10 protein-coding genes are annotated in these 13,493 nt (G+C 38.5%); 4 read left to right on the top strand and 6 right to left on the bottom strand.

Annotated elements, in window-relative coordinates:
* Positions 1 to 205 precede the first annotated feature (205 nt).
* Complete coding sequence (locus tag ABN217_RS09260) at positions 206 to 634, top strand: hypothetical protein (RefSeq protein ID WP_340894284.1); 429 nt, start codon at positions 206 to 208, stop codon at positions 632 to 634.
* Positions 635 to 685: 51 nt separating this feature from the next.
* On the opposite strand, the gene ABN217_RS09255 is transcribed toward ABN217_RS09260, so the two are convergent.
* From ABN217_RS09255 to ABN217_RS09230, 6 genes are all read right to left on the bottom strand, one after another.
* Positions 686 to 1,438 (bottom strand): ABC transporter ATP-binding protein, encoded by a 753-nt coding sequence (locus ABN217_RS09255; protein ID WP_197269766.1) that lies wholly within the window; start codon positions 1,436 to 1,438, stop codon positions 686 to 688.
* 24 nt (positions 1,439 to 1,462) lie between these two features.
* Entirely contained in the window at positions 1,463 to 2,278 is an 816-nt protein-coding gene (locus ABN217_RS09250; RefSeq protein ID WP_197269765.1) for an ABC transporter ATP-binding protein, read from the bottom strand.
* Positions 2,256 to 3,125, bottom strand: a complete 870-nt coding sequence (gene opp1C, locus ABN217_RS09245; RefSeq protein WP_196554413.1) for a nickel/cobalt ABC transporter permease — start codon at positions 3,123 to 3,125, stop codon at positions 2,256 to 2,258. Before opp1C ends, ABN217_RS09250 begins: the two co-directional genes overlap by 23 nt.
* A gap of 2 nt (positions 3,126 to 3,127) precedes the next feature.
* Positions 3,128 to 4,054, bottom strand: coding sequence for a nickel/cobalt ABC transporter permease (gene opp1B / locus ABN217_RS09240; protein WP_349459343.1), 927 nt, complete (start codon positions 4,052 to 4,054; stop codon positions 3,128 to 3,130).
* Positions 4,055 to 4,116: 62 nt separating this feature from the next.
* The gene (gene nikA, locus ABN217_RS09235; RefSeq protein WP_196554414.1) at positions 4,117 to 5,691 is read right to left on the bottom strand and encodes a nickel ABC transporter substrate-binding protein; all 1,575 of its coding nucleotides are present in this window, start codon (positions 5,689 to 5,691) and stop codon (positions 4,117 to 4,119) included.
* A 15-nt stretch (positions 5,692 to 5,706) separates the two neighbouring features.
* Positions 5,707 to 6,489 (bottom strand): class I SAM-dependent methyltransferase, encoded by a 783-nt coding sequence (locus ABN217_RS09230; RefSeq protein WP_197269763.1) that lies wholly within the window; start codon positions 6,487 to 6,489, stop codon positions 5,707 to 5,709.
* 433 nt (positions 6,490 to 6,922) lie between these two features.
* Here ABN217_RS09230 and ABN217_RS09225 point away from each other — a divergent pair, with 433 nt between their 5' ends.
* The 3 genes from ABN217_RS09225 (at position 6,923) to ABN217_RS09215 (ending at position 13,491) form a co-directional block, all read left to right on the top strand.
* On the top strand, positions 6,923 to 8,446 hold the full coding sequence (locus ABN217_RS09225) for a vWA domain-containing protein (protein WP_349439500.1): 1,524 nt from the start codon (positions 6,923 to 6,925) through the stop codon (positions 8,444 to 8,446).
* A gap of 581 nt (positions 8,447 to 9,027) precedes the next feature.
* Positions 9,028 to 10,503 carry an SrfA family protein gene (locus tag ABN217_RS09220; protein ID WP_196554416.1) on the top strand — a complete coding sequence of 492 codons (1,476 nt, stop codon included), beginning with the start codon at positions 9,028 to 9,030 and terminating at the stop codon, positions 10,501 to 10,503.
* Between the two features lie 3 nt (positions 10,504 to 10,506).
* Complete coding sequence (locus ABN217_RS09215) at positions 10,507 to 13,491, top strand: virulence factor SrfB (RefSeq protein ID WP_340894295.1); 2,985 nt, start codon at positions 10,507 to 10,509, stop codon at positions 13,489 to 13,491.
* Positions 13,492 to 13,493: the final 2 nt, after the last annotated feature.

Genomic DNA, 13,493 nt, shown 5'->3' with positions numbered 1-13,493 from the left:
TGTCCGAGTAAAAATACGTATAAAAATATTAATTGGCTTATCATAAAATGATTTTATTAAAAGGTATCTCACTAATTATTAAAAATATTATTCAAAAAAGAGTAATACACTAAAAATAATCATCTTCCTATTGTTATAACTTCCCATTGTTTTATTTTTAATAAGTTAATTTAAATTTATACATTCATTTTTGGAGCATTTTATCATGTTGAAAAATATTGCTGTCAGTCTCTCTCTACTACTTATTTCTTCTTCTGCTTTTTCAGCAACATTAGCAGAAAAAGAATTACACCAAAAATTTGAAGATAATATTCAATCTCGTGTTGTTGATTTAAATAAAAGCTGTGATACCAATATAAAAGTTGCTTTTGATTGGTCTGCATTTACTGCTGATGATTTAAAAACAACAGGGATTGATAGTTATTGTAGTGAGGGACTAAAAGGTGTCATAAATACCTGTGAAAGCTCTAAAATTGCACAAGAAACAGTAAAAGAAAAAATACAGAATATTACCTGTACTAAGGCAACGCCTCGTCGTATTGAACTCAAAGAAGGTATGCTAAATTTCGGTATTGATTTCAATGCCTCAAATGATGCAAAAGCCGTTCAAGAACACTTAATGAATAATCTCTAAATAGATTAAATTCAGCAAACAGCAATACTTAAAATTATTGCTGTTTATTAATTAGATAACAGATTGAATAAGTTTTTTAGAATAATCATGCGTAACATTACCTAAGTTATTTATCTCACATAATTCAATCTTCTTACCTTGTAAAAAGAACATGACTTTATCGCAAAAGTAAGCAACTGTTTGAATATCATGACTAATAAAAAGATAAGATAATTGGAATTCATCTTTTAACTGTTTTAATAAATCTAATATCTGTACTTGAGTAGGAATATCTAACGAACTAATCGCTTCATCTAATACAATTAATTTAGGGTAAGAGGCTAATGCACGACATAAACATACGCGTTGTGCCTGCCCACCTGACAGTTCATAGATATAACGTTTATAACAATTTTTAGGTAATCCTACTTTATCTAAAAAAGCAAAAATAAGCTTTTCTAATGCCTGATGATGAATACTTGGAGCCACTATTTTTACTGGCTCAGCAATAATTTCGCCAACCGTTAATGTGGGATTAACGGATGTTGTATAATCTTGGAAAACAATACTAATAATACCTTGACGATGAAGTCGTTTTGTCACTGATTTATTATTCAAATAGATAGCGCCACTATCTGGTAATTCTAATCCACAAATTAAACGTGCTAAGGTGCTTTTACCACTGCCACTTTCCCCCACTAAACCAAAAGTTTCTTGGGTATTGATATTAAACGAAAGAGCGTCAATGACCTTCACTTTTTCACCGAATAAAGTGTTATTTCTTTGAGTATAAAACTTACTGATATTCTCAACGTTTAATAACATAGCGTCTCTTTTATTATGATGATATTAATATGTTTTTTTATTAATCAATTGCTCGAAACGTAATGAAAGCTGTCGCCGTGCATTTATTAAATAACGCGTATATTCCTGCGTTGGAGATGTTAAAACGGTTGTTTTATCACCAAACTCAACCATTTCCCCCCCTAGCATCACGACAATATCATCAGCAATTTCATTAACGAGCCCTAAGTCATGGGAAATAAAAATCAGTGTTGAGTGGTGAGTCGTTACGACATGCTGGAGCAATTTTAAAATCTCTCGACGAAGAGGTGCATCAAGTGCCGTTGTCGGCTCATCTGCAATTAATAGTTTCGGTGATAAGGCAAGTGCAATCGCAATCATCACACGTTGTAATTGTCCACCACTTAATTGATGAGGAAATGCTTGCATAATAGATTGAAATTGATGAGGAAATACATGAGATAATGCTAACTCAGTTTCTTCTACAGCTTGCTTTTTAGAATAGGAAAAATGGTAGATTAAAGTTTGGCTAATTTGCTTGCCTATTTTCATCAAAGGATCAAACGCACTCATGCCATTTTGAACAATCAAGCCTAAAGATGTTCCCAATAAAGCTCGACGTTGAGAAAATGCCTCACCACTAATTTTCTTTCCATCAAAGAAAATCTCCCCTGACATGACTAATTGTTCAGGCAGTAATCCCATAATGGCTTTACTAATGACACTTTTTCCACTACCACTTTCTCCGACAATCGCTAATGTACGTCCTTGCTTTATCGAGAAAGAGACATTATCAATCAGCTTTTTTCCGCTTTCTTGATGAGTAATAGAAACATGCTCAAGTGTCAGTAAGTTGTTCATGCTTTTCTCCTACTGACTGGCGATTATCCGGATCAAACACATCACGTAAAAAATCACCCCAAAAATTAAATGCGGTAACAACAAGGGTAATTGCAATGCCTGCGGGTAACATTTGCTCTGGGTGTAATACCATGACATTTTTTGCTTCACTAAGCATATTTCCCCATTCTGGCGTCGGTGGTTGTACACCTAATCCTAGAAAAGAGAGCGCCGAGATCATTAAAATAACACTACCGATATCGGTTGATGCTAAGACAATAGTTTCAGCAAAGGTAACGGGTAATAAATGACGTCGTAAAATATGGTGAGAAGGTGCACCAATCACCTGTGCATATGCAATGTAATTACGATGGGAATATTGGCGAACAACCCCTCTGATCATTCTGGCATACCACGCCCATTTCACTAAAATAACGGCAATTAAGATATTACCAATACCCGGCCCCATTATTCCCACTAATGCTAAGATCATAATTTCTGCAGGAAATGACAAAACCACATCACATAATCGCATAATCAAGGTGTCTGTTTTTCCATGGAAAAAACCAGCTAACATGCCCATTAACCAGCCAATAATTAATGTCACGCTCATGGCTAATAAGGCATAAAATACCGTCGTTCTTACACCAAACAATAATCTTGAAAAGATACAGCGCCCTAAATTATCCGTACCTAATGGATAATCAAAACTCATAGGCTTAAATTTCAAACGTATTGAAGTTAAAGAGGGATCATGCGGTGCTAACCAAGGAGCCAATATTCCTGCAATAACCACAATAGAGATCACCAATAAACACAATTGTGCACTTTTGTCTTTTGCAAGTCGTTGCCAAAACAGTTGCCACATGATTATCTCCTTAACCGCGGATCAGCCATCATCTGAATGACGTCCATCAAAAAGTTAAAAAAGAGAAATAGCAATGACATCAATAAAATATAGGCCTGTATCATCGGATAATCACGACCAAATATAGCACTGATACATAGTCGCCCAATTCCCGGCCATGCAAAAATATTTTCAATCACGACTGTACCGGCAATAAGCTTTGGAATACTCATACCCAATGCCGTTAAACTGGAATACAACGAATTACGTAAAATATGGCGACGTAAAATAAGGTTATCCGGTAATCCGCGAGCTTTGGCATAAAAGACATAAGGTTGATGCCATTGATTTAACATCGCACCTCTTAACAGCCGTAAATAAGTACCGATATATCCTAAAGAAAGCGCCAATGCAGGCAAAATAACAGATTGTGGTGATAACATTCCACTGACAGGGAGCCAATTTAAATAAACAGCGACTCCCCAAATCAATAGCAATCCCAGCCAATAATTCGGTATAGCCGTTAGAATAAAGACAATAAAACGAATGCTTTTATCTGTAAAACTTTGGGGTTTAACCACACACCACAATGCTAAAGGCAGTGCCAAAACAATCGTAAAAAATAAGGCTGTTGAAGCCAACCAAAGCGTTGGAGGTAATGCTCTTAGCATCTCTTGAATAACTGGGGTTCTGGTAAGAAAAGAAGTACCAAAATCAAGCTGGAACCCTGCTATTAACCATAAAAAATAACGGGTAAAGAAAGGTTTATCTAAACCTAACTCATGACGCATACCCTCAATGGCTTCAGGGGTTGGAACAATTTCATTAACACGTAATGCGACTTCCGCAGGATCAGACGGCGCTAATTCCAACAGAATAAAAGCAATAAATGAAATCATCAGTGCCAGCGGAAATATCGCCAACACTCTCCAAAATATATAACGTAGCATAAAGTTTAATTAGTGTGACACTTTCATGTAAGGTGCCACACATATCTAAGTTAGCGTTTTAACTACGGCTTAAAATGCATTTTTTCAAACGGTATTTCATATTGAGACGGATTAAAGCCAACATTTTCTAATTCACTTCGGTGGATAGCCTTAGTACGAGAATAGGTTAATGGGATATAGACAGCTTGATCAGCTAATGACGTAAATAAGGTTTTATATAATGCCTGACGTCGCGTTTCATCAGGTGTAATTAATAGCTCACCAATCATGGCATCTAATTGTGCTTTATTCGCTAATCCTTTTTGTCCTTGGTAATCCGCATGAGCGGGTATTCTAAAAGATGAAACAAAGGAAGCGGGATCATAAGGTGTTCCCCATGAAAGCGAATATTGTAAATCAAAATCACCATTTTTTTGTCTATCTAAATAAGCTTGTTTTTCTTCACCTAAAATCGTCAGACCAACACCAATCTTTTTAAAATCATCTTGAATGAGTTCGGCAATTTCTTTTTCTACTGCGTTATTTACATTATAAGAGAGCAATAATTGTAGTTTCTGACCATCTTTTTGACGGATAGTCTCACCTTTTGGTAATACCCAGCCCGCGGCCTCTAATAATTCAACCGCTTTTGCCGGCTGATAAGCATAGATTGGCGAGCTAAAATCACAATAAGGCACACTGCGCGCCATTAAGGTATCTGCGACTCTTTCACTGCCCGCTAAAATACCTTGTGCAATTCCCTCTTTATCGACTGCATATTGCAATGCTTGGCGAACATGTTGGTTTGATGTCATTGGACGACTACTGTTTAGCACAATAGCACGAGACGCAATTGGAGCGCTCATTTCAGTTTTAAATTTATCTGATGCCATAAGGGCTTCAAATGAATCCATATCTAACATGTCACCATCAGCACCAAATATAAGCTGAATATCTCCCTTTTGTAGAGAAAGTAGCATCGTTTGTCGGTCTGGGATCACTCGCCACATTACCCCATTTAATACAGGTTTTTCTCCCCAATAATTTGGGTTAACTTTAAACTCTGCGTATTGGTCTTTTTTATGTTCAGTTAATACCCAAGGCCCCGTACCAATATAGTTCGCAACGCCTGTTTTTGTTTTGCCATTAATAAATGAATTTGGCGAAATAAAGCGGAATGGGCGAGTTAAACCTAATTCAGTTAATGTTGGGTAGTAAGGGTTTTTTAAATTTAATTTAACGGTAAATTCATCAACAACTTCAACGCTATCAATTTGACGAACTAACTCTAGCCACGCATGTCGTTCATAGTTATCTAATACAGCTTCAATATTTAATTTTACGGCTTTGGCATTAAACGGTTCGCCATCACTAAAGGTCACATCATGGCGTAAATAAAAGGTATAACTTTTGCCGTCAGGGGAAATATCCCAACGCTGAGCTAAATAAGGTGCAACACCTTTTTCGGTATTTAATACAAGGGATTCAAATACCATGTTTTGAGCGGCCATCTCACCAGAGTAGAGATGAGGGTTAATATCACGAATATCTTTTGTGCTGGCATAATCCAATATGTTATTGCTTTTATCTGCAAGTGCTGGAAATACACATGCAAGTGTTAATAACAGGGTTGGGATCACCGAAAATAAAGGCTTCACGTTATTCTCCTTTCATTATTTATATGTTGTTTTTTGTGCGTGGATCATAAACATCGGTGTTGATCCATAATTAATTTTTTCTTCTTCATTCCACACAAAATCACCAATGCGAGTGTCTATCATGTATCGATTAAAACCAATCTCTAGCAAGGTATTAATGTCCCATTGAGGACGTTTTATTTGACTCAATGGAAGTTGGCGTGCAATTCGCTCCATCTCTTTTGTATCAGTATTTACATAGTGATCTTCAACTTGTTCTTCTATTGAACGAGCTCTATCTGCCACAAAACCTTGCCAATATGCCTCATCAAAAAGGTGTAAATACCAGTTAGCATCAAAATTAATTAAACTACCGCCCGACTTTAATACACGAAACCATTCTGAATACGCCACTTGTGGTGCTTTTAAATTCCAAGTGACATTACGGCTGACAACAAGATCAAACTGCTCATTGGCAAAAGGCAGTTGATGTACATCTCCACGAATAAATTGAATATTTACCTGATGTGTTTGTGCATTCTGTTTGGCTTCCTGCAACATGCCTTCAGTTGCATCAATTGCTGTTACATCATGTCCAGATAACGCTAATAAAATGGCAAAAAAGCCTGGGCCAGTTCCAATATCTAGTACTTTTAAAGTTTCGCCCTCTTTAACATGCCCCAATAATAAATGACGCCATTTTTGTTGTTTTTCACTCAGCAATTCTTGTTGATTAGATTCACTATAACTTTCTGCTCTGATATTCCAGTAACGAGTTACATCATTAAGTAATGGGCTATTATTTATTTTATTTGTCATCAGAAACCTACGGTTGTATCTACGTAAAGAGGGGAAATAAATTCCCTCAAAAGCGAATGATTTGGCTATTTTATAGTGTGGGTAACATACCTTGTAACCCGTCGATACTCTATGTGCTATATCAATATTCATCAGCACTCAATGGTGAGAGTTAGTTGATTTGTAATCTTCGCCTTTAACATAAAGGCGTCATCCTAAAGGGTAAAAAGAGAAATAAGCAAATAGATTATTTTGTCTGTTAAAATAGAGAAATAAATTGAGCGAATTTAGCAATAAACTAAAGCCTAAGTACTATAAAAATTTATTTTGCCTTAGATTAAAAAAATGAACGCTTTAATTTCACCTTTTCAATAAAACCGTTATAGTCAGTAATATTGATATCTTAAATTTCTCTCTTTAAACGAATATAGCCGTCACAAAGGCTCTCTAAAATATGAATCGAATTTCACGATTAACAGCTGATATTTCCCGCGCCGATTTTGCCTTAACTCATCAACAGCAGTTACTTCAATTGCTGATACAACATTTTCCGACTAAGTATCGAGCACTATTTGCCACGCCAGAAAAGAAATCGGATGACGTTATTGAATGGTATTCTGCAATTTCTGGTAATCCTGTTGCTTTGACCTCGTTACAAGGCCAAGAACAACAAGAAATAAGACGTATTTTAGATGAACGCCTTAACGATATTAAAACACAAACAGCGTTATTAGCTTCGCAAAACAGAATTACAGATGAAGAGCGCCATCTTTTAGATACGGCATCAACGCTACCTGATAGCGAAAGTGTCTATGTGATTAATGGGCAACCTGTTATTACATGGTGGCCACGCACAACCCCATTACCACCACCAATTGCACAAGTTACCGCTGGTGCAAGTGCCGCAGCTGCGGGTGCCGCACTCGCGGATGTGCCAGCCAAAACACGCAATCGCTGGTTACGTTGGCTATTACTCTTCTTATTCTTGCTGTTTTTAATTTTATTGGCATCTTGGCTAAAAGGGTGTTTTGATCCCACGGCCGTTCCTCCTGTTGTGGAAGAAAAACCTGCCGTTGTAATACCACCAGAACCCGTACCTGAGCCAGAGCCCATTCCTGAGCCAGAACCAGTACCAGAACCTATTCCAGAGCCGATCCCTGAACCCGTTCCAGTACCTGAACCTATTCCTGAACCAAAACCTGTGCCAAAACCTGTGCCAGTGAAAAAACTTACGCCACTAGAAGCTTGTGTACAAGATGAATTAAAAAAAACGGGTGTAACAGAAAAGGCAGCTAATGCAACCTGTGAAAATCGCTTAGCCAGCAAGATAAAACAAATGTGTCCAGCTGATCGCCCACCAGAACTAGCACCACAAGTAATTATTATCTTTGATGCTTCAGGCTCAATGGCGCTGAGTATGAGTTTAACAGAAGACGATTTAGACTTTATTTCAAGCACAGGAAAGCTCTTCGCGGGCTATGATGCCGAACCTCGTCGAATCACTGTAGCAAGAAATGCAGCGACAAAGATTATTAATAGTATTCCTTCAGATATGAAAATTACTACCGTTGTGGCATCAGACTGCGGTGTAGTGAAATCAAGTCCTGCTTACGGCGGCAATGAACGCTCAAAATTGCTTAACTACATTAAACGTATTGAACCTGATAGCGGTACACCATTAGCCGAATCTATTCAACGAGCTGGCTCTCTAATCAAAGGTAATAATCGTGACACTATTATTGTCTTATTATCTGACGGTTTAGAGTCTTGCGATCAAGATCCATGCGCAGCTGCCAGAACATTAAAACGAGCTCATCCTCGCGCCGTAATTAACGTTGTTGATATTTTAGGTACAGGCGCAGGCAACTGTGTGGCGAATGCAACGGGAGGGAAAGTCTTCACTGCGCGTAATGCCAATGAAGTCAGTTTAATGACTCGAAAAGCAATTGAAGATTATATTCCGAAGAACTGTAAATAATGATTGATTACTATTTTTAATATTTATTTCACCCTCTTTGTTTCAACATTGAGGGTGAAGTTTTTCACGTATTTCGCGTAATTTATTATTATATTGAAGCTAGTAGGTGCTATATCTTATCTATTTAAGACTCTTCTTTAATTGATTATTTTTGTTTCTTTTCTTATTCACTCATTATTAAGAATAAACCTATTTTGTGATTACTATCACAACGACCAGATGTTACCTGATGGTTTACCTTTTTATATTTTGTCTTTTTTTTCTCCCATTTCATTATTTTTTAATGTAAAAATCAATATATCGGTGATTTTATCCATATATTTAAGAAAATATAGCGCAACCTGTAACGTCATTATTTAATTAACATAATCGTTATCTCAATATTCCTCTTTTACTCAAGAAAAATAAAAAAGTCTTTAATAATAATCAGTTAATTAACCCTAAATAATCCGCTAGATAGACACTCAATTTCTGATAATATAAAATGTATATAAATTTTATATCTTTATTTTTAGCCTTAAAGCCTATTTACGGATAAGCCAACTTACCCATAGATAATCTTGCCTAGCGGAATGATCGTCGTGAATAAAGCATTCTTACGAAGTGGTAAATTAGAAAGTTACCTCCCTATGGGAGAAAATGGACAGGCTGTTTATATCTCTGCACTGCAGCTACGTGAAACTTTGCGTTTAAGAGGAAAGGTACATATTTCTCAATGCCTTGCCATTCCTCAGCCGAATGAAACCGGCGAACGCATTGATTGGTATTCACCGATTGACGGCTCTGTTATCCCTTGGTCTGCGGCTTCAGAAGAAGAGCGTACTGCCGCTTATGCTGTGCTGAAAAAAAATCAAGATGATTTAATCGCCTTTAGCGAACAAGAACAGCAAAGAGCTGGAAATAAAGAAAGTCAGCTTTTTGGCGCACTCCTCAGTAAGACAATCCAATTTCCTGACGAAAACCATATTTTTATTGTTGATGGCCAACCGATTATTACCTTTTGGGGATTTGTCAGCGCCAATCAACAACTAAGAGTTGACCCTGTTGCTTGCTTAAAACCTATTGTTGCGCCAATCGCACCAACATCAACAGCCGTTCCACCCGTACAAGAAAAAGTCATCATTACTGATACAAAGCGCCCTTGGTGGCGTTTTTTATGGTGGCTGTTACCTTTATTATTACTTCTACTCGCTATTTTCTTCTTAAGAGGCTGTTTCTCAACACCCACATTACCGACAATCGATATTAAAACACCCGATATTGAAGCGCCTAAATTACCTGATCCTACGCTTGAAAAGCCAAGAGTCCCCACTGTGGTTACTAATGGGCATACAGTTGGCGTACCAACAGGCACCGTTCACACAGGAACATTAGGCACCGTCGATGCAAATGGAAATGTGATTAATGCCACTGATGGGAACGGCGCAGTAATTGATCCTAATACAGGTTTACCGGTGGTTGATCCTCAAATAGACAATAACCAAGGTGCTTTACCTGAAGGAGTAGCGCCCGACGATGCGCAACAACCGAATGTGTCTCCCGTTGATCCCGCAACACAAAATGAGCAACCGAAAACAGATACTCCTCAAAATGCAGGAAATGAGAACAATACTGCGATTCCTCCGGTTGATCCTAATGCGCCACCAGATGTCACACCACCAGCCACTGCTGATAACACAACACCACTGACTATTCCTGCAAATGCGCTAGCTAACGGCTCAACCCAATTCCTTAATGGCCAATGGAAAGCAGGTGCAGGTATTCAAGATCAAAAAACAGGTAAACCACTGAGCCTGAACTATCAATTAGATAATGGCAAAGGACAAGTCGTAATGACACGCAGTGATGGGGTGACCTGTAAAGCCCCTGTTAACGCAGCCGTCAATCAAGGTGGGCTGAATATAAATAACCAAGGCCAGGCTCTGTGTAGTGATGGTTCAAACTATTTGATGCCAAACATTATTTGCCAACCAGGAAGCCAAAATATTGCTGATTGCCAAGGGAAATATGAGAACAGTCAGCCATTCCCATTATCAATGAAGCGGGAGAATAATTAATTCATGTTAGCGCCACTGACCGATTATAAAGATAAAATAACCCTTATCCGTGACAGCAATATTCAGTTTCTGGATTTTGGTTTTACGCTACCACAGCGCAAAGAGTACGGTGAGTTTGTTAAAAAAGGTGAAAACGGTCCGTTAATGCGACTCATCTACAATGAGCGAGACGATAACTATCTTTACCCAGCGCCGAAAAATCAACCACAAACACCGAGAGAAGCAGAATTTAGCTTCTCTCTTGATGAATCATTAAATTTACTCAATGACACTTGGTTGCCAGTGCCATTTTTCCGCTTTAATCCGCCTCGTTCATTCTCTCAAGGCCCTGATAACTGGGTGAGAATGATGTTTCACCAACTGCCAGAGCCAGATGAAGACGGGCATACGCATCGCATTGTCGTGGCTTTTGATACTCGTATTGAACCCAATCGCACCAATACGGCTTATCTAGCACCAAACGAAGAAGATGTTCGCTCTGGTGTTGCTTTTGCACTAGCCTATCTAGGTTATGAGGTAGAAAATTTCCTTGAAACACCGTGGATTGATGGTTGGTTAAAGGAAGTCTTTAGTGAAAGAGCGCTGGCGGTCACTAAGATATATCACGATGAACTTGAGGAAGCGCTTAAAGAGTTTCAACATCAAGCACATTATCTCAATTTGCTCAATATATTAGGTGAGAAACTCCACTTACCTGAAATCAAAATTAATGAAACCAAACCACAAGAGCCGGCCATTGAAGTCGACCTTATCCTTGATGTGGGTAACTCACGTACATGTGGGATCTTAATTGAAGATCATATCAATGATAATAAAGGGTTAACTCAACTTTATGAAATGACATTGCGTGATTTAAGCCACCCTTATCAAATCTACAACGAACCTTTTGAAAGCCGTGTTGAATTTGCACAAGCGGAATTTGGTAAACAAGACTTTTCAGTCAGTAGTGGTCGAAATAATGCCTTTATGTGGCCAACTATTGGTCGTGTTGGCCCTGAAGCTAACCGCATGGCAGCGCAACGCTTAGGAACTGAAGGCTCAACGGGTATTTCAAGCCCTAAACGCTATTTATGGGATGACTCTCCTTATTCTCCAGGTTGGCGCTTTAGTCGCTCTTTTGGTCAAACAGACAGAGAGCCTCTGGCAACTGCTGTACCTATGACCTATCTGCTTAACGATCACGGTGAACCGTTATTCCGTTTAGAGCCTGACTTTCGTATGCCTGTCTTTACGCCAAACTACACGCGTAGTTCATTAATGACCATGATGTTAACCGAAGTGTTAGCTCAGGCATTAACACAAATGAACAGCCCGGCTCAGCGTCTTAAAATGAGCCATGCTAGTGCGCCTCGTCAATTACGTAATATCATTTTGACTATTCCACCCGCTATGCCAAAACCAGAGCGTGCTATTTTTGAAACATGCATGGAAAACGCATTAGGGCTAATTTGGAAAGCAATGAATTGGGATCCAACTGATGAAAAACTGAATTTTGATGGTAAAGATACCCAATGTCGTATACCGATGCCCAATATCCACGTTAAATGGGATGAAGCCACTTGTGGTCAGTTAGTTTACCTCTACAACGAAACACAAATTAAATTTGGTGAACGTACTGAAGCTTTTTTTGCTAGCCAAGTGCGAGAGGATAACCGCGCATTAACAGGTGATAGCACGTTAAAAATTGCATCAATTGATATTGGTGGTGGCACAACCGATCTCGTTATCACTCGCTATAAACTGGATACGGGAACAGGAAGCAACGTCAAAATTATTCCAACACAATTATTCCGCGAAGGATTCAAAATTGCAGGTGATGATATTTTATTAGATATCATCCAGATTTGTGTTTTGCCTGCATTACGCACAGCATTAACGGATATTGGCATTTCTGATGCCGATGCCCTAATGTCTTCTCTTTTTGGTAGTGAAGGTTTAGATGCAGGTCAGCAAGTATTGCGTCAACAGCTTACCTTACAAATCTTCAATCCAATTGGATTACGTATTTTAAGCCAGTACGAAAATTTCGATCCATTAGTGCCTCATGAAGGTATTAACAGCACCTTTGGAGAATTGCTAGATGTCCAACCAACAGAGCATGTGCGTCGTTATATTGACGACGCTGCCAATAAAGAGTTAGGTGGCGGAGAGAGTTTTTCTATCTTGAACGTGCCAGTGCAAATTAATTTTACACAACTACATGCTGAATTTATTTCAGGTGAACGTATTAATATCACCCGTAGCTTAAAAGCGCTATGTGAGGTGCTTTATTACTACTCATGTGATGTTTTACTGCTCACAGGCCGCCCTTCTCGCTTACCGGGTATTCAAGCACTATTAAAAGTATTACAGCCTGTACCACCTTCTCGTATATTGCCATTACATGGTTACAAAACAGGGGGTTGGTATCCGTTCAACAAAAAAGGCCGCATTGACGATCCCAAATCAACCGCAGCAGTTGGTGCGATGTTGTGTTTAATGGCTGAAAATGCACGTTTGCTCAACTTCTATTTCTCAACAGGTAACTTTAAAACTTACTCAACAGTGCGTTATTTAGGAATGTTAGATAATAACAACACCATTTCCGATAATGACGTTTATTACCGAGATATTCAGGATAAGTTTGAGCCTGATCCAGATACCTATTTTGAAGTCAGAGGCGGGATACGTTTAGGTTTCCGTCAATTAGATAATGCCCGTTGGCCAGCCTCACCACTCTATACATTACGCATTAAAAATCCAAAATTGGCACAACAATTAAGCCAAGAGGACAGTGTATTACATATCAAGCTAGGAGAAGAGCGCGGAGCCTCTAGCCATAATAATGACAACAAATCTGAAAAATTACGTATTGAAGAAATGGAACTTATTAATGGTAAAGGTGGCGTTAATAAGAGTGGTTTAAGCTTCAAACTCAATACGTTAGCAGACAGTGGTATTGGCGAAACATCCTATTGGCTGGATAGCGGGAGTGTATTAGGTAAATGAAT

The sequence above is a fragment of the Proteus sp. fly-1067 genome (assembly GCF_040139345.1).
In the GTDB taxonomy this organism is placed as follows: Bacteria; Pseudomonadota; Gammaproteobacteria; order Enterobacterales; family Enterobacteriaceae; genus Proteus; species Proteus vulgaris_B.
The sequence above is the reverse complement of the archived record's forward strand: the minus strand, read 5'-3'. Positions and strand labels throughout refer to the sequence as shown.